Source organism: Variovorax sp. V35 (genome assembly GCF_041154465.1).
Lineage (GTDB): Bacteria > Pseudomonadota > Gammaproteobacteria > Burkholderiales > Burkholderiaceae_C > Variovorax > Variovorax boronicumulans.
Window position 1 is genome coordinate 5,433,547 of sequence record NZ_AP028666.1, and the last position, 16,792, is coordinate 5,450,338.

19 protein-coding genes are annotated in these 16,792 nt (G+C 68.1%); 5 read left to right on the forward strand and 14 right to left on the reverse strand.

The genetic code is table 11. From position 1 onward, the window contains the following. Window positions 1–14: 14 nt before the first annotated feature. The 6 genes from ACAM42_RS24975 to orn all read right to left on the reverse strand — a co-directional run bounded on the left by ACAM42_RS24975 (window position 15) and on the right by orn (window position 6,726). Entirely contained in the window at window positions 15–893 is an 879-nt protein-coding gene (locus tag ACAM42_RS24975; protein WP_369629759.1) for a zinc-binding alcohol dehydrogenase family protein, read from the reverse strand. Continuing rightward, window positions 890–1,693, reverse strand: a complete 804-nt coding sequence (locus ACAM42_RS24980) for an alpha/beta fold hydrolase (protein WP_369629760.1) — start codon at window positions 1,691–1,693, stop codon at window positions 890–892. The genes ACAM42_RS24975 and ACAM42_RS24980 overlap by 4 nt, the downstream gene beginning before the upstream one ends. Continuing rightward, a complete protein-coding gene (locus ACAM42_RS24985; RefSeq protein WP_369629761.1) occupies window positions 1,690–2,694 on the reverse strand; it encodes a 3-hydroxybutyryl-CoA dehydrogenase in 1,005 nt (334 codons plus the stop codon). The genes ACAM42_RS24980 and ACAM42_RS24985 overlap by 4 nt, the downstream gene beginning before the upstream one ends. Next, window positions 2,684–3,757, reverse strand: a complete 1,074-nt coding sequence (locus ACAM42_RS24990; protein ID WP_369629762.1) for an NAD/NADP octopine/nopaline dehydrogenase family protein — start codon at window positions 3,755–3,757, stop codon at window positions 2,684–2,686. Before ACAM42_RS24990 ends, ACAM42_RS24985 begins: the two co-directional genes overlap by 11 nt. 216 nt (window positions 3,758–3,973) lie before the next feature. Next, the gene (locus ACAM42_RS24995) at window positions 3,974–5,881 is read right to left on the reverse strand and encodes a DEAD/DEAH box helicase (protein ID WP_070062330.1); all 1,908 of its coding nucleotides are present in this window, start codon (window positions 5,879–5,881) and stop codon (window positions 3,974–3,976) included. A 248-nt stretch (window positions 5,882–6,129) separates the two neighbouring features. Continuing rightward, on the reverse strand, window positions 6,130–6,726 hold the full coding sequence (gene orn / locus ACAM42_RS25000; RefSeq protein WP_307637407.1) for an oligoribonuclease: 597 nt from the start codon (window positions 6,724–6,726) through the stop codon (window positions 6,130–6,132). 62 nt (window positions 6,727–6,788) lie between these two features. On the opposite strand from orn, the gene ACAM42_RS25005 reads away from it, so the two are divergent. From ACAM42_RS25005 to rsgA, 3 genes are read left to right on the forward strand one after another with little or no spacing between them, the layout of a single operon-like run. Continuing rightward, the gene (locus ACAM42_RS25005) at window positions 6,789–8,054 is read left to right on the forward strand and encodes a M48 family metallopeptidase (RefSeq protein WP_062475108.1); all 1,266 of its coding nucleotides are present in this window, start codon (window positions 6,789–6,791) and stop codon (window positions 8,052–8,054) included. A gap of 31 nt (window positions 8,055–8,085) precedes the next feature. Then, window positions 8,086–8,436 (forward strand): 4a-hydroxytetrahydrobiopterin dehydratase, encoded by a 351-nt coding sequence (locus tag ACAM42_RS25010; RefSeq protein ID WP_369629763.1) that lies wholly within the window; start codon window positions 8,086–8,088, stop codon window positions 8,434–8,436. Window positions 8,437–8,448: 12 nt separating this feature from the next. Then, on the forward strand, window positions 8,449–9,408 hold the full coding sequence (gene rsgA / locus ACAM42_RS25015) for a ribosome small subunit-dependent GTPase A (protein WP_083259283.1): 960 nt from the start codon (window positions 8,449–8,451) through the stop codon (window positions 9,406–9,408). Between the two features lie 25 nt (window positions 9,409–9,433). On the opposite strand, the gene ACAM42_RS25020 is transcribed toward rsgA, so the two are convergent. From ACAM42_RS25020 to rpsP, 8 genes are all read right to left on the reverse strand, one after another. Next, window positions 9,434–10,459, reverse strand: a complete 1,026-nt coding sequence (locus ACAM42_RS25020) for a hypothetical protein (RefSeq protein WP_369629764.1) — start codon at window positions 10,457–10,459, stop codon at window positions 9,434–9,436. 17 nt (window positions 10,460–10,476) lie between these two features. Continuing rightward, window positions 10,477–11,562, reverse strand: a complete 1,086-nt coding sequence (gene hisC / locus ACAM42_RS25025; RefSeq protein WP_369629765.1) for a histidinol-phosphate transaminase — start codon at window positions 11,560–11,562, stop codon at window positions 10,477–10,479. Window positions 11,563–11,566: 4 nt separating this feature from the next. Then, a complete protein-coding gene (locus ACAM42_RS25030) occupies window positions 11,567–12,568 on the reverse strand; it encodes a CobD/CbiB family protein (RefSeq protein WP_062475069.1) in 1,002 nt (333 codons plus the stop codon). Between the two features lie 58 nt (window positions 12,569–12,626). After that, window positions 12,627–13,370: a CoA pyrophosphatase gene (locus tag ACAM42_RS25035; protein WP_369629766.1), complete on the reverse strand. Its 744-nt coding sequence runs from the start codon at window positions 13,368–13,370 to the stop codon at window positions 12,627–12,629. A 127-nt stretch (window positions 13,371–13,497) separates the two neighbouring features. Continuing rightward, a complete protein-coding gene (gene rplS / locus ACAM42_RS25040; RefSeq protein ID WP_369629767.1) occupies window positions 13,498–13,881 on the reverse strand; it encodes a 50S ribosomal protein L19 in 384 nt (127 codons plus the stop codon). Between the two features lie 110 nt (window positions 13,882–13,991). Then, on the reverse strand, window positions 13,992–14,738 hold the full coding sequence (trmD, locus tag ACAM42_RS25045; RefSeq protein ID WP_139701983.1) for a tRNA (guanosine(37)-N1)-methyltransferase TrmD: 747 nt from the start codon (window positions 14,736–14,738) through the stop codon (window positions 13,992–13,994). Window positions 14,739–14,754: 16 nt separating this feature from the next. Further along, window positions 14,755–15,309 carry a ribosome maturation factor RimM gene (gene rimM, locus ACAM42_RS25050; protein ID WP_369629768.1) on the reverse strand — a complete coding sequence of 185 codons (555 nt, stop codon included), beginning with the start codon at window positions 15,307–15,309 and terminating at the stop codon, window positions 14,755–14,757. A gap of 15 nt (window positions 15,310–15,324) precedes the next feature. Further along, the gene (gene rpsP, locus ACAM42_RS25055) at window positions 15,325–15,588 is read right to left on the reverse strand and encodes a 30S ribosomal protein S16 (protein ID WP_007831311.1); all 264 of its coding nucleotides are present in this window, start codon (window positions 15,586–15,588) and stop codon (window positions 15,325–15,327) included. Between the two features lie 179 nt (window positions 15,589–15,767). Here rpsP and ACAM42_RS25060 point away from each other — a divergent pair, with 179 nt between their 5' ends. After that, on the forward strand, window positions 15,768–16,292 hold the full coding sequence (locus tag ACAM42_RS25060) for a GNAT family N-acetyltransferase (RefSeq protein ID WP_139701981.1): 525 nt from the start codon (window positions 15,768–15,770) through the stop codon (window positions 16,290–16,292). An 8-nt stretch (window positions 16,293–16,300) separates the two neighbouring features. Continuing rightward, window positions 16,301–16,747 (forward strand): TM2 domain-containing protein, encoded by a 447-nt coding sequence (locus ACAM42_RS25065; protein ID WP_095950592.1) that lies wholly within the window; start codon window positions 16,301–16,303, stop codon window positions 16,745–16,747. Window positions 16,748–16,792 lie beyond the last annotated feature (45 nt).

The following is a 16,792-nucleotide window of genomic DNA, read 5'->3' on the forward strand; positions in this document are numbered from 1 at the left end:
AGCGCGTGGCCTGACTAAGGCACGAGCACCGCGCGGCCGCGATGGCCGCGTTGGGCGATCCAGTCGAGTGCGAGGGCTGCATCGGCGAGCGCGAAGGGCTGCACATCGAGGTGCAGTCGGCCGTCGGCCAGCCTCGCAAGCAACTCTGGAGCGGCTGCGCGACCCGCGGCTTCACGCCGGAACATGTTGAGCGGCAGCAGCGCCACGTCGCGCTGCAGGAAGTGCGCGATGTCCAGGTGCAGCGTTGGGCCCGCCGTGTAGCCGACCAGCACGGCGCGCCCGCCGGGGCGCACGGCAGGCAAGGCGGAGGCGAGCACGTCGCCGCCGACGGTGTCGATGAGCAGGTCGGCGCTGGCGACTTCAGGCGGTGCGGCTTTCGGATCGACAGGCGTTGCGATGCAGCCCGCATCGCGTGCCAACTGCATCACCAGCGAACCCACAGCGCCGCTCGCGCCCGTCACCAACACTTGCTCTCCAGACTGCAATCGGGCGACGTCATGCAAGGCGACCCACGCCGATGTGGTGGGCGAGAAGAACGCTGCGCCGAGCGTCATCGACACGGCATCTGGCAACACACCAAGTGCGTCGTCAGGCGCATCGATCAGCTCGCACCATGTGCCGTCGAACAGCGTGCCCAAGCCGCTGCCGCGCAACCACACGCGCTGTCCCTCTGCATACCGCTCGCTCGCAACGACCACGCCCGCGGCTTCCACGCCCGGCGTGTAGGGCAACGGCGGATGCCGCAGGAAGCGGCCTTGCCACACGGTGCGATCGATGTGGCCGACGGTGGCGGCTTGCATGCGCACGAGGGTGCGGCCGGGCCGCGCCACGGGGTCGGCCACGTCCTCGAGCACCGGTGCGGCATCGAAGCCCTGGATGCGAACGGCCTTCATGGCCGCGTCGCCAGAAAGTCGAGCACCGTGCGCGCGAAGGCTTCGGGCATCTGGTCAGGCAAGGGCACCATGCCGCCGTCGATGTCGACGATGCGCGCCTGCGGCAGGTGGTGCTGCAACTCCGCCGCATGCGGCGCAGCGAAAGGGTCGAGCGTGGCGCGCACGATGAGCGTCGGTTGCGTCACGCGGCCAATGCAATCTTCCATGCGGTACGAGGCCACGGCGCGGTGTCCTTCTTCGACACGGTGGCCGACCTTCATCGCATCGCGCACGAAGGCCTCGAGCAGGTCGGGCCGCCCCGGCGGATAGAAAGCCTGCCGCTTCTGCCACAGCGCGGCGAGGTGGCTGCCGTCGTCGCTGGGTGCCACTTCGTCGATGGGCGGACGCTGCGCGCGGGCGCGGCGAAACACCTCGTCGGTGTACGGCGTGGACGAGAGCACGAGGCTGCGCACGCGCTGCGGAAACGCCGCGGCCAGTTCGATCGCGATCACGCCGCCGGTGTGGTGCCCCACCACGTCGGCCTGCGCGATGCCGAGCGCATCGAGCAGTTCGCACGCCACGCGCGCCCACTGCGCAATGCTCGCCGGCACGCCGCCGTCGGCCGAATCGCCGAAGCCCGCCGTGTCCATGGCGATGACGCGGTAGCCCGCGCCGGCGACGAGCGGCAGCACCTCGCGGTACTCGGCCCAGCTGCGCGGCGACTGGTGCAGCAGCAGCACGGCCGGCGCCTGCGCGTCGCCGCACACGGCGTGGTGCACCTGCCCCACCGACAGGTCGGCGAAGGCGCGGCGGATCGTCATGACAGCGTCTCGTCGGCCGGCGCGCGCCACAGGCCCGCGTGCTTGAGCTCGCCGAGCGTGCGCGACAGCACATCGCGCCGATACGCGGCGGTGTCGCGGCCCGCGTAGTCGTAGAAGCCGCTGCCGCTCTTCAGGCCCAGCCGCCCTTCCTCGACCATGCGCCCGACGATGGCCGGCGCGGTGTAGCGCCCCGCGTCGAGCGAGGCCGACATCTCGCGGCTCGCGTGGTGCAGGATGTCGCAGCCGCCGAAGTCGATGAACTCGACCACACCGAGCGCCGCGAAGCGCAGGCCCAGGCCGTAGCGCGTGGCCTTGTCGATTTCTTCCGCTGTGGCAGCGCCTTCTTCGATCATGCGGGCCGCCTCGTTCATCACCAGCGCCTGCAGGCGCGGCACGATGTAGCCGGGCGAGGCGCCGCAGACCACGGGCAGCTTGCCGATGGCCTCCATCAGTGCCTTCGTGCGTGCGAGCACGCCGGCGTCGGTGCCGGGGTGGCAGCTCAGTTCGACCACGGGAATCACGTAGGCCGGGTTGAGCCAGTGCATGTTCAGGAAGCGCTCGGGCCGGCGCACCAGCGCGGCCAGCTGCGTCACGAGGATGCTGCTGGTGGTCGAGGTGAGGATCGCGTCGTCGCGGCAATGGCGGTTGAGGTGCTCGAAGGCCTCGCGCTTGGCCTCCATGGTTTCGGGCACGCCTTCGAACACGAGCTCGGCAGCGGCCAGCGCGCGCGGTGCTTCGGCTGCGTTCACGAAATCCACGCGCGCGGCGATGCGCTCGACCTGCGAGGCGTCGATCACGCCGAGCTGCGCAAGACCGGAAAGGCTGGCGGTGATTTCCGCTTGCGCCTCGTCGCGCAGCCGCTGCCAGGCCTCGGGCGTGCGCGGGCGCAGGTCGATCAGCGCGATGCGGTGGCCCGCATAGGCGAACGCGATGGCGATGCCGCGCCCCATGCGGCCGGCGCCCACAGCGGCAAAGCGCGGCGGCGCGGGCTCATTCGCCATCGTGCAGCCTCTGCTTGAGTTGGCTCGCGCTCAGGCTGGCCAGGCCCAGGCTTTCGAATGTGCGCGGGCCCTGGCGCAGGTCGCGCCCGAGGAAGCCACCGACGATGGCCAGCAGGCCGTGGGCGATGGGCGCATCCACGCCCGCATGGCGCGCGGCCGAGGCCAGGAAGGCCAGGCCGAGTTCGGTGTCTTCGGTGATGTAGCGGTGCGTGTGCAGGTCGATGTTCTCGCGCCAGTCGCCCGACTTGACGAGCTGCTTGTGCGCATCGCCGTACATCCACTGGTCGTTGTTGTAGTGGTCGGCCAGCGGATAGTGCGGCGCGCCCTGCCCGAAAGCCTCGCGCACGGCCATGCGCTCGCGGTCGAGCCGGTCGGTCACGTCTCGCACGGCACGCTGCGTGCCTTCGTTGTGGATGTCCCAGCGTTCGAAGTGCTGCAGCGGCGCGGCGTTCATCACCATCAGCGGCGGGTGGATGACGGGGCCGGCGTTCATCAGCGCGCCCGAGAGCGCGTCGCCGCAGCCGTGCACGGCCGGGTAGGCGCGGCGGATCACCTCGATGGCCTGCGCCTCCTTGCGCGCCGGGTAGACGCCGGTCGGCAGGCGGATCGCGCGGATGGTGACATTGACTTCGCGCTCGCCGTGCTTGCGCGCAAGGTACGGCAAGGTGCCGGTCTCGGCCCAGGCCACGTCGGCGCGGTTGCCGGCGGCCTTCACCACCTGCGCCATCACGTAGCTGCCGAAGGTGCCCGGCGGGAGGAACACGACCTGGCCGTCGACCAGGTGCGGCGCCATGGCCAGCGCGATGTCGTGCTGGGCGATGGCGGGCGTGGGAATGACGATGAGTTCGGCGCCCTTCAGCGCGGCGCCGATGTCGGCGGTGGCCAGCGCGATGGGCACCTCGCGCGCCCCGGCAGCGTCCTTCAGCGTGATCGCGCCGGCCTGCACCACGGGTTCGAGCGCGGCGGCGTCGCGGCGCCACAGGCGCACTTCATGGCCGGTTTCAGACAGGTCCGCGGCAGCCGCATAGGCGCCGTGGCCACCCCCAAGAATCGCAATTTTCATGATCGAAAGTCGAGAACAGGTGTCGATGAACCGGCAGCCGCGAACGGACCGGGGAGAAGCAATGCGCTATTACATTACTTTTCATCGATTCAGGTGTCAACCAACTTCATGGGCGTCGGACTGCTCGGAAACCCGACAACGAAAAAGCCCGCGTTCGTGAGAAGCGCGGGCTTTTGAGGGGGAAGCGGCCCTTTTCAGGGCCGCTTGCGGGGGCGATCAGCGGCTGGGCTTGAACGCGCGCTTTTGCGCGTCGCGGGGCACGAACACCTTGCCCGGGCCACCGTGGCCGGCGCCGTTGCCGCGCGGTGCGAAACCTTCGCGGGGTGCAAAGCCTTCACGGGGTGCGAAACCGCCGTCGCCGCGACCGCCGCCATGGCCGTGGCCGCCGCGCGGGGCGCTGTCGCCCCAACCCGGCTTGCGACCGTAGCCGCCGCCGTTGCCGCCTTCGTCACGGCCGCCGCCGAAGCCGGCGTTCTGGCCGCCCTGGAAGCCGCGCGGGCCTTGGCCCTGGGCCGGGCCGCGCGAATTGCGGTCGTTGAAGCCGCTGGCGCCGGCATAGCCGCCACCGTTGTTGTTGCCGCGGTAGCCACCGCCGCCGCCTGCACCGCCGTTGCCGAACTTGCGATCACGCGAGAAGTTGTCGCCACGGCCACCGCGGTACTCGCCCATCGGGGGACGCGATTGCGGCATGCGCTGTTGCGGCTCGAGGCCGGCAACCACTTCCGCCTTGAACTGCTGGCGGCTGTAGTGCTCGATGTCCATGATCTTGCGGCGATCGCGGAACTCGGCGAACGTGATGGCCAAGCCATCGCGGCCGGCACGGCCGGTGCGGCCGATGCGGTGGGTGTAGTCCTCAGCCTTCATCGGCAGGCCGAAGTTGAAGACGTGGGTGATGGTCGGCACGTCGATGCCGCGGGCGGCAACGTCGGTGGCCACCAGGATCTGCACCTGGCCCTGGCGCAGTGCCATCAGGCGGCGGTTGCGCAGGCCCTGGCTCAGGGCGCCGTGCAGCGCGACGGCGCTGAAGCCTTCTTGCTGCAGGTCGTTGGCGAGGCCGTCGCACTCGACTTGCGTGCTGGCGAACACGATCGCCTGGTTGATGCTGGTGTCGCGCAGCCAGTGGTCGAGCAGCTTGCGCTTGTGCTGGCTGTTGTCGGCCCAGTACAGCGACTGCTTGATGTTGGCGTGCTTCTCTTGCGGGCTGTCGATGGTGATGCGCTGCGGCTCGCGCATGACGCGCTGGGCCAGCTGCTGGATGCGCGGCGCGAAGGTGGCGCTGAACATCATGGTCTGCTGGCGCTCGATGGTGAGCTGGTTGACTTCAGCCAGGTCGTCGGCAAAGCCGAGGTCGAGCATGCGGTCGGCTTCGTCGACGACCAGGAACTTGACCTGGTCGAGCTTGAGCTGCTGCGAGCGCTGCAGGTCGAGCAGGCGGCCCGGCGTGGCAACCACGAGGTCGGCGTTCTGCAGCTTGGCGATCTGCAGCTGGTAAGGCATGCCGCCCACCACGTTGGCGACGCGCAGGCCGCGGCAGTGGCGAACCAGTTCGATGGCGTCGTGCGCAACCTGCTGCGCGAGTTCGCGCGTCGGGCACAGGATCAGGGCGCCGGGGGTGGCGGCCTTGAAATGACGGGCGTTGGTCGGGTCCTTGCGCTTGGGCTTCTTGAGCGGCGCTTCGCCACGGGCAGCGGCTTCAGCGGCCAGGCGCTGGAACTCGGCCTTGGCTTCGGCTTCGGCTTCGGCCTGGCGCTTGATCAGCGTGTGCAGCACGGGCAGCAGGAAGGCGGCGGTCTTGCCCGAACCGGTCTGGCTCGAGACCATCAGGTCGACGAAGCGGGCCGAACCGGCTTCGCCCATGGCGATCGGCACGACCTTTTCCTGCACGGTGGTCGGCTGGGTGAAACCCATGTCGGCCACGGCGGCGATCAGTTCGGGGGCCAGGCCCAGCTTGATGAAACCGTTGGGCGCGGCGGGCGCTTCGGCTTCGGCGGCCTCGGGGGCTGCGGCGTCCAGTGCGTCGAGGATCGGAGCCTCGGACACGGTTTCCGCGACAGCGGTGAATTCGTTATGGGTAGCGGATTGCACAGGCGCGAGTTCGCCCTGCGCTTCAAAAGCGTCGGTCATGAATATCAATCTCAAACGCGAGCGCTGCCGTAGGCGGCGCCCCGTTGGTGGTTAAAAACATCAACCATCCAACGACATTCAACTTCCGGCTTTCGTCGGAGGCTGCGGCCCTTTTTGATCAGCGAATGCGATCGGGCGCGGTGTGCAAGATAGGGAGATGCGAGAGACGCTGATCTGTGTCCAAAGACGCGTTCAAATCAGCGAAGCCTGCGATTATGGCACGGCTTCGGGTTTTTACCTAATTGTTGTCAATCCACCAAGCGCAGGAAGGTTTCCCGGTAGTGCGCCAGTTCTTCGATGGACTCGTGCACGTCGGCCAGCGCGGTGTGCGCCTGCTGCTTCTTGAAGGCGGTGTAGGCCGCGGGCTTCCAACGCTTGGCCAGCTCCTTGAGGGTGCTGACGTCGAGGTTGCGGTAGTGGAAGTACGCCTCGAGCTTGGGCATGAACTTGACCAGGAAGCGCCGGTCCTGCCCGATGGTGTTGCCGCACATCGGCGAGCCGCTCCTGGGGATGTACTTGGCGATGAATTCGAGCAGCTGCTGCTCGGCCGCGGCTTCGTCGAGCGTGGAGGCTTTGACCTTGTCGATCAGGCCGCTGCGGCCGTGGGTGCCCTTGTTCCAGGCGTCCATGGCGTCGAGCACGGCGTCGCTCTGGTGGATGACGAGCACGGGGCCGTCGATGCGGGGCGTGAGGTCGGGGCCGGTGACGACCACGGCGATCTCGAGCAGGCGCTCTTTCTCGGGGTCGAGGCCGCTCATTTCGCAGTCGAGCCAGACCAGGTTCTGGTCGCTTTTCTTCAGGGTGGGGACGGTTGCGGGGGGCGTCGGGTCAAGGGATTCGGGCATCGCAGGATTGTCGTCGAAGGCCTGCGCCCCGATATACCGGGGACTAAACTCGCCGCTTCATGATGTCTTATTCGCTCATCTTCACCCTTGCCTTCGCGGCGGCGCTCGTGGCGGGCCTGCTCGTGAAGTTCTGGCTGGCCACCCGCCAGGTGCGCCACGTGGCGCGCCATCGTGGCGCCGTGCCGGCCGCCTTCGCCAGCACGATCACGCTGGCCGCCCACCAGAAGGCGGCCGACTACACGATCGCCAAGGCGCGCTTCGGGCTCGTCGAGATGGCCTGGGGCGCCGCCCTGCTGCTGGGCTGGACGCTGCTCGGCGGGCTCGACCTGCTGAACAAGCTGCTGCTGGTGTGGCTGGGCGGCGGCATGGTGCAGCAACTGGCGCTGCTGGCGGCCTTTGCCGTCATCGGCGGGCTGCTGGAGCTGCCGTTCACGCTGTGGCAGACCTTCCGGCTCGAGGAGCGCTTCGGCTTCAACAAGATGACCTGGAAGCTCTGGCTCACCGACACCGTCAAGTCGACGCTGCTCGGCGCGCTGATCGGGCTGCCGATCGCGGCGCTCATCCTGTGGCTCATGGGTGCGGCCGGCACGCTCTGGTGGCTCTGGGCCTGGGGCGCTTGGATGGGCTTCAACCTGCTGTTGATGCTGATCTACCCGACCTTCATTGCGCCGCTGTTCAACAAGTTCAAGCCGCTGGACGACCCGACGCTCAAGGCGCGCGTCACCGCACTCATGAAGCGCTGCGGCTTCGCGGCCAAGGGCCTGTTCGTGATGGACGGCAGCACGCGCAGCGCGCACGCCAATGCCTACTTCACCGGCTTCGGCGCCAGCAAGCGCGTGGTGTTCTACGACACGCTGCTGCGCCAGCTCAACGCCGGTGAAGTCGAGGCCGTGCTCGCGCACGAACTCGGCCACTTCAAGCACCGCCACATCGTGAAGCGGCTCATCGCGATGTTCGCGCTGAGCCTGGCCGGTTTCGCGCTCCTGGGCTGGGTCTCGACCCAGGTCTGGTTCTACGCCGGCCTGGGCGTGCAGCCCAACCTGTCGCCGGCCGCGCCCAACAACGCGCTGGCACTGCTGCTGTTCATGCTGGCCGTGCCGGTGTTCAGCTTCTTCGTCGCCCCGCTGCCGGCGCGCCTGTCGCGCAAGCACGAATTCGAGGCCGACGCCTACGCCGTGGCGCAGACCAGCGGCGCCGACCTGTCGGCCGCCCTGCTCAAGCTCTACCAGGACAACGCCTCGACGCTCACGCCCGACCCGGTGTTCGTCAAGTTCTACTACTCCCACCCGCCCGCCTCCGAGCGCCTTGCGCGCATGGCCGCGGCGTGACCCTCGACCCATCTTTTCAGCGAAGCCCCTCATGAGCAGCATGTTCAAACCCAAGGACTGGAAGAACCTTCCGGCCCGCAAGGCCCTGAGCGCCACCGAGATCGTCTCGGGCCTGGCCCAGCTCGACGGCTGGAAGCTCACCGGCGACGGCGCCGATGTCGCGATCGAGAAGACCTTCACCTTCGCGAACTACTTCGAAACCATCGCCTTCGTGAATGCGCTGGCCATGGTGGCCCACACGCAGGACCATCACCCCGACCTGTCGGTGCACTACAACCGCTGCGCGGTGCGCTTCAACACGCACGATGTGAACGGTCTGTCGATCACCGATTTCGATTGCGCTCGGCAGGCCGACGCGCTGGTTGCGAGCCCCACCGCATGAGGACACGCGCCTGTGGCTAAGCCGGGCCGCGCCGCCTTCACCCCCGCTGCGCACAACACGGGGAAGGCGCACCACGACGGCCTCGTCGTCGCCAGCCACGGGCGTCACTGCCTGGTCGAAACGCCCACGGGCGAGCGGCTGATCTGCCATCCGCGCGGCAAGAAGAGCCAGGCTGTGGTCGGCGACCGCGTGCGCTGGCAGGCCACCGAAGACGAAGGCACCATCGAAGAGGTGCTGCCGCGGCGCAACCTCTTCTACCGGCAGGACGAGATCCGCACCAAGTCGTTCGCGGCCAACCTCGACCATGTGCTGATCCTGATCGCGGCCGAGCCGGAGTTTTCCGAACACCAGCTGGCACGCGCGCTGATCGCGGCCGAGGCCGAGCGCATCACGCCCATCATCGCGCTCAACAAGAGCGACCTCGTCGAACCCTTTGCGCGCGCCTGGGCCAAGCTGGCGCCCTACCGCCGCATGCACCACGGCGTGCTGCCGCTGTCGCTCAAGGCCTCGGGCGAGGCGGACTACGCCTCGCTGATGAAGCTGCTGGCGGGCAAGTCGACGCTGGTGCTCGGTCCGTCGGGCTCCGGCAAGAGCACGCTCACCAACCTGCTGGTGCCCGGTGCGAGCGTGCTGACGCAAGAGATTTCGCAGGCCCTCAACTCGGGCAAGCACACGACCACCAGCACCACCTGGTACTGGATCGACGAGGCCCGCACCACCGGTCTCATCGACTCGCCGGGCTTCCAGGAATTCGGCCTGAACCACATCGAGCCGATGCAGCTCGCCGGCCTCATGCCCGACATCGCCGAGCACACGGGCGACTGCAAGTTCTACAACTGCACCCACCTGCACGAACCCGGCTGCGGCGTGATCTCGAACGTTGAAACGGCAACGCAACCCGGCCCGATCAGCGCCTCGCGCTACAAGATCTACGGCGAGCTGTTCGCCGAGCTGAGCCAGACGCGCTACTGACGCCGTACCGAGAGCCCGGCCGCGCTCAGGCCAGCCAGGTGCGGTACGACTTCCAGGTCGGGTCGAAGACCAGGGCCAGCGTCACCGGCAATTCCAGCGCTTCCTGCACCGATTGCGCATGCGCAATGGCCGCCTGCGGATCGGCCACATGGAAGTGCACGGTGCGAACGCCCTCTTCCAGCACGATGTGCGTGCAGCAGCCTTCGCCGTGCGTCTGCAGCAGCGCGGTCAGCCGGTCTTCGTAGACACGGGCCTCGTCCAGTTCTTCGCCCGATTCGACGGGAACGGCGGCCGAGAGCCGATGCCCCAGGTCGGCACGCCCGAGCAGTGCGTTCGCGGTGTCGTTTCGCATCACGACCGCCTCGACCTCACTGCCGTCCTCGGCGGTGCGCGTGGCGGTCAGGCCGGACCAGCCATGCTCGCCTGCGGGAAACACGCCGGTGTGGCCCAGATCCTCGCGCCAGCATGCGTCGAACAGAGGCACGAAGTCATCGAGCGGCACGCCATCGAAATCCGCTTGCGCATCCGCCTCGACGTGATCGACCGGCCCGACCTTCACGGCGAAGTCGTACTCGCCCAGGATGTGGTCGAGCATGATCAGGCTCATGTGGCGCGCGTGATCCTGCATGTCCATCGGAATGGGCTTGGCAAAGCCGATCTCCAGCGCCACCCGCCCCTTGTAGGGCTCGTGCTTCACGAGAACGTCCGAGCAGGCGAGTTCGAAGTCGTTCATGCGCATGCTGAAACCCTCTCGCATGCGCTGCCGGAAAGCCTGCACCTCGACCTGCGGCAACGCGGGCGCGCTGCGCACCAGCGCCATGAGGTCCTCGAAATCGTCTTCGGCGCCGTGCGCCGTCAGCACGAGCGTGAAAGCCGGCGGGTCGCCCAGCACTTCGGCCGCCAGGTTCGGAAAGAAGGGCTGCAACAGCGCGTTCAATTCGCCCACGAGCGCGTGGCCGGACAAGGACTGCAGGCTCTCGAGCTTGTCGCCCAAGGTTTGCCAGAACGATGCGCAGGCAACGGCGCGCGGATCGGCATGAAGGGTCGACATGGACTTGCCTCGGGATGTCAGGCGAGGATGTCCTGCAGGCACTGCACGAGCGCGCTGCACTGATCCCGCGTGCCGATGCTGATGCGCAGGTACTGCGCGATGCGCGGCTGCTTGAAATGCCGCACCAGCACGGCGCGCTCGCGCAGCAAGGCGGCCAGTTCGGCCGCGTCGCGCTGCGGATGGCGCGCGAACACGAAGTTGGCCTGCGACGGCAGCACCTCGAAGCCCAGGTCCTCGAGCTGCAGGCTCAGGCCTTCGCGCGTGTCGACGACCTGGTCGCGTGTCTTGCGAAACCACGCCTCGTCGTCGAGCGAGGCCACGGCACCGGCCGAGGCCAGCCGGTCGATCGGGTACGAATTGAAGCTGTCCTTGACCCGCACCAGCGCGTCGATCAGGTGCGCCTGCCCGCAAGCGAAACCGACGCGCAGGCCGGCCAGCGAGCGCGACTTGGACAGGGTCTGCACCACGAGCAGGTTCGGACAACGGCCAATGAGAGACAGCGCGCTCTCGCCGCCGAAATCGACATAGGCCTCGTCGACCAGCACGACGCGATCCGGGCACGCCGCCAGCAGCTGCTCGATGCGCGCCAGCGGCTGGCCGATGCCGGTCGGCGCGTTCGGGTTGGCGATGACGATGCCGCCGCAGCCCTGGCGGGCGCGCGCCGCGAACCCATCGATGTCGATGCACAGGCCGTCATCGACCGGCAGTTGCTCGCAGGCGATGCCGTAGAGCTGGGCATAGACCTTGTAGAAGCTGTAGCTCACGTCGGGCATCAGCAGCGGCTGCGCCTGCTGGAAGAAGGCGAAGAACGCGTGCGCGAGCACCTCGTCCGAGCCGTTGCCCGCAAACACTTCGCCGACCTGCAGGCCGTGGCGGCGTGCCACGGCTTCGCGCAGCGCGAGCGACGTGGGGTCGGGGTAGCGTTCAAGGCCGTCGGCGGCCGCGCGCTGGATCGCCGCGATGGCGTCCGGCGATGGCGGGTATGGGTTCTCGTTGGTGTTGAGCTTGACGAGGTTGGCGATGCGCGGCTGCTCGCCGGGCACGTAGGGCTCGAGCGCGCCGATGCGCGGGCTCCAGAAGGCCGGTGCGGACGGAGTGGTCATGGGGTCAGCCGAGCAAGCGCGCGAGCGTGAGCAAGGCCAGCAGCACCATCCACATCACGACCGAGCGCCAGACCAGGCCGACCACGCTGCGCAGGTGGCCGGGCTCGGGCTCGCGGCCCGGTGTGCTGCCGCTGTCCAGGCGCCGGCCGACGCTCGGCGACTCGCCGGCCTGCGCGCGCGGCAGCGGATCGGCCACCGGGATCGGGCTCAGCGAGCCGCCGCCCAGGCGCACGTTCACCGCGCCGGACGTGGCCGCGAGGATCACGCCGTCGTTCTCGTTGGGGAAGCGCCGCGCATCGTTGCGCCAGCAATCGATGGCCTCTTCGAAGCTGCCGACCACGGCGAAGCCGAGCGCCGTGATGCGCGCGGGCAGCCAGTCGACGGCGTGCCAGGCACGCTCGGCCGCATCTTGCACCGCCACGCTCGAGGGCTGCACCGGCGCGCCGTTCTTGTGGGCCCAGTAGCGCGCGACGAACTCGCTCATGCGATAGAACACCGCGCCTGCCGGCCCCAGGCCGAGAGCGGCGAGCACCGAGAACCAGGCCAGCACGCCGAAGACATGCCGGTGCGCAGCAATGACCGAATGCTCGATCACGTGGCGCACGATTTCGCTGCGCGGCAGCTCGGCGGCATCGACGCCCTGCCAGTGCGCCAGCAGCGAGCGCGCGAGCGGCTCGTCGCCCTCGTCGAGCGCATCGCGGATGTCGGTGAAGTGATGGCTGAATTGGCGAAAACCCAGCGTCATGTAGAGCACCGCGACGCTCCACAGCACGGCGAACGGCAGGCCCAGCGTGAGCACCAGCAGCCAGTGCACGCCCAGCGACAACAACGTGGGCACGAACACCGCGAGCCCCCAGGCGATCCATCCGTGGTGCGGCTTGCCCGCATCGAAATTGCGGCTGGTCCAGCGCGTCCACGCCAGGACGCCGCCGTACACGGGGTTGTGCGGGCCCAGCGGCCGCACCTGCTCGATCAGCAACGCGCACAGGATGGCAAAGAAGCTCATCCTTCGATGATAGCGAGAGCACCTGAAGGTTTTCGCCCCAGGTGGCGCTCGATCAGGCTCAGGCGGCGAGGAAGCGGTAGAGGTTGCGCAGCATGCCTGCGGTGGCGCCCCAGACGAAGCGCTCGTGGGGACCATCGGCGTACGGCATCGAGTACCACTCGCGTCGGACACCATCGATGGCGCTGACCGCGTGGCGGCGGTGGTTGGCCGGGTCCATCAGCCAGGCCAGCGGCACCTCGAAGGCCTCGGCCACCTCGAATGGATTGATGTCCAGCACGAAATCGGGCTGCACCAGCGCGACCACCGGGGTCACGACGAACGAGGTGACCGTCGTGTAGGTCGGCAAGGTGCCGAGCACCTCGATGAACTGCGCCGACAGGCCCACCTCTTCCCAGGCTTCGCGCAGGGCGGCGGCCTGGATGTTGGCGTCCTCGGGGTCGACGCGCCCGCCGGGAAAGGCCACCTGCCCCGAATGGGTCGACAGGTGCGTGGTGCGCTCGGTGAGCAGCACGGTCGCGCCTTGCGGTCGCTGCACGATCGGTACCAGCACGGCGGCCTGGGCCGGCACCCGGTCGGTCATGCGGGGCTCGCGGCGCAGCTCGGGCGTCCAGACGGGCGGCGAAGCAAAGCGCGCGCGCAGGGCCGTTGCCGTCAGCTGCGCCGGGGCCACCGCCGGCAGACCGTCGCTTCCGTCCACGAAGGGCGCCTGGCGCGGGTCGATCTGCAGCAACGCGGGCGGCACCACGGCATTGACGGGTTCGACGACGGCGGAGGACGTGGGGGCGGAAGTGGAGGAGGTCAAGAGAGGATGCGGCCTGTGGCGGGATGAAAGGAGTAGAGCGTAAAAATGGAAAACTGTCTTGAAGCGCGGCGCCAACGCAAAAAGCCGCCAGAGCGGCGGCTTTTTGAGCAGAAAGAACGGCGGCTGATTAAGCGGCCGACACAGCCTTCTGCGACTTGCCCGGCAGCTTTTCCTTGATGCGTGCCGAACGACCGCTGCGCTCGCGCAGGTAGTACAGCTTGGCACGGCGCACGTCGCCGCGGCGCTTGACTTCGATGCCAGCGATCAGCGGGCTGTAGGTCTGGAACGTACGCTCCACGCCTTCGCCGCTGGAGATCTTGCGCACGGTGAAGCCGCTGTTGAGGCCACGGTTGCGCTTGGCGATCACGACGCCTTCGTAGGCCTGCACGCGCTTGCGGCTGCCTTCGACGACGTTCACGCTGACGATGACCGTGTCACCGGGCATGAAATCGGGGATGGTCTTGCCGAGACGGGAAATTTCTTCCTGCTCGAGGGTCTGGATGAGGTTCATGATTTCCTGGATATCGATCGTTTCGGGCTGCACTAAAGGCGCCGTGGGCTTTGGCGGAAGAACCGCCAGAAAACCGGGCGCGGCCGGACAGAGGATCGGGGAACCGCGGATTATAGCTTTTTTTTCAGCGCGGCCTCATCGGCCTTGTTGAGCTTGCCTGCCGCCCGTGCGGCATCGATCAGCTCGGGGCGCCGCGCGGCCGTGATGGCCAGGCGCTGGTCGCGCCGCCAGCGCTCGATCTGCGCATGGTGGCCCGAGAGCAGCGGCGCCGGAACGCCCTGCCCGTTCCATTGCTCGGGCCGGGTGTAGTGCGGGCAGTCGAGCAGGCCGTCGAGCGCCGGATTGAAGCTGTCCTGCACATGGCTGGCCTCGTCGCCCAGCACGCCGGGCTGCAGGCGGGCCACGGCGTCGAGCAGCGCCATGGCCGCGATCTCGCCACCCGACAGCACGAAGTCGCCGAGGCTGACCTGGTGGGTGACGCGGGCGTCGATGAAGCGCTGATCGATGCCTTCGTAGCGTCCGCAGACCAGCACCGCGCCCTCGCTCGCCGACCAGCGTTCGACGGCCTCGTGGCGCAGCGCCTCGCCGATGGGCGAGAACAGCACCACCGGCGCCGGTGCGCCACGGGCCGCCAGCGCGGCATCGAGGCAGGCAGCCAGGGGCTCGGCCATCATCACCATGCCTGGGCCGCCGCCGAAGGGGCGGTCGTCCACGCGCTTGTAGTTGCCCTGGGCGAAATCGCGCGGATTCCATAGCACGACCTCGACCTGCTTCGATTCGTAGGCACGGCGCGTCACGCCGCTGGCCATGAAGGGCGCAAACAGTTCGGGAAAAAGCGTGAGGACGTCGAAGCGCATGCGCGCGCGGCCCGGGTCAGAAATCGGGTTGCCAGTCGACCGTGATGAGGCGGCCGGGCAGGTCGACCTTGTCGACGAAGACCGAGACGAACGGCACCATGCGCTCGATGGCCTTGCCGCCTTCTTCGGCCGTCAGCACCAGCGTGGTCTGCGGGCCGGTGGCGAGCAGTTCGCGCACCGTGCCGAGCACGACGCCTTCGCGGTTGACGACCGACAGGCCGATCAGGTCGACCCAGTAGTACTCGTCGTCGCCGGCGGTCGGGAAGCTCGAGCGCGGCACGAACACGCGCGCGCCGCGCAACGCCTCGGCCGCATTGCGGTCAGGCACGTCCTCGGACGAGGCGACGATGCAGTCGGAATGTTCTTTGGCTTCGCGGACTGCGAGCCGGAAAGCGGCGGGCGTGGAGGCTCCGGGAGCCTGCAGGAACCAGCGCTTGGAAGAAAAAAGCGCCTCGGGTTGGGCGCTGTGGGGCAGGACCTTGAACCAGCCCTTGATGCCCCAGGCATCGGCGATGCGTCCGACCTCGATCGCATCCGCCGGCAGTTCGGCGGCTTCGAGTGTGGGCAGCATCGCCGTGCGGGCGGCTTAGGCGGCCGCCTTGGGGGCCGCGGCAGCGGCTTGCTTGATCAGGCGCAGCACCGTGGGCGAAGCCTGAGCACCGACGCTCTTCCAGTACGCGAGGCGGTCCTGGGCGATGCGGATGCTTTCTTCGTTTTCCTTGGCGGTCGGGTTGTAGAAACCCAGGCGCTCGATGAAACGGCCATCGCGGCGAACGCGCTTGTCCGACACGACGATGTTGAAGAACGGACGGCCTTTGGAGCCGCCGCGGGAGAGTCGAATGACGACCATGATTTATCCTTGGGTGGTCAGCGAGCCAGTTCAAATAGAAAGAGGCCCGCTCACGATGTTCTTCCAGCGTCGAGACACGCGACATGGCCACCCGGCCAGCGCACGCTGAAAAGCCCACGATTATAGCCCGACCCGGGTTTTTCTCCGAATTCCGGCCCCGCGCCGCCGCCCTCACCCGCATGACCCTCACCCTCCGCCCCAGCCGCGACGAAGACATCGCAGCCATCACGGCCATCTACGCCCACCACGTGCTGCACGGCACCGGCACCTTCGAAACCGAGCCCCCGTCCGAGGCCGACATGGCCGCCCGGCGCGCCGATGTGCTGGGCAAGAACCTGCCCTACCTCGTCGCTGAAGAAAACGGCGAAGTGTTGGGTTTTGCCTACTGCAACTGGTTCAAGCCCCGGCCGGCCTACCGGTTTTCGGCCGAGGACTCGATCTACATGTCCGAAGCCGCGCGCGGCAAGGGCGTGGGCGCGCAGCTGCTGGCGGCGCTCTCGCAGGCGGCCGAAGCGGCCGGCGTGCGCAAGCTGATCGCGGTGATCGGCGATTCGGCCAACGCCGGCTCGGTCGGCGTGCACCGCAGCCAGGGCTTCACGCACGTGGGCGTGCTGAAAGACTGCGGCTGGAAGTTCGACGCCTGGCGCGACGTGGTCCTGATGGAAAAAGTACTCGGCGAAGGCAGCCGCACCAAACCCGAATGATGAAAAAGATGAAAAGCAAAACCGTCGCCGCCTGGCTCTCTTTCCTCGGGGGCCCGCTGGGCCTGCACCGCTTCTACCTGCGCGGCATGGGCGACTGGCTCGGCTGGCTGCTGCCTATTCCCACCGCGCTGGGCATCTACGGCATCGAGCGCCTGCGCATGTACGGCGTGGACGACGGCGTGAGCTGGGCGCTGATCCCGCTGCTCGGCTTCACGATCGCGGGCTGCGCGTTGATGGCGATCATCTACGGCCTGATGACGCCCGAAAAATGGAATGCCCGCTTCAACGCCGGCGCACCGGCCGACGCTGCACCGGGCCAGACCAACTGGCTCACGATCGGCGCCGTGGTGGCGTCTTTGTTCTTCGGCAGTTCGATCCTGATGGCGAGCATCGTGTACAGCTTCCAGCACTACTTCGAACACCAGATCGAAGAAGGCCGAAAAATCTCGCAATAGTCGCTCGGCCAAGCGCGGCGCCTCTGCGAACGAGGCGCCGACGCT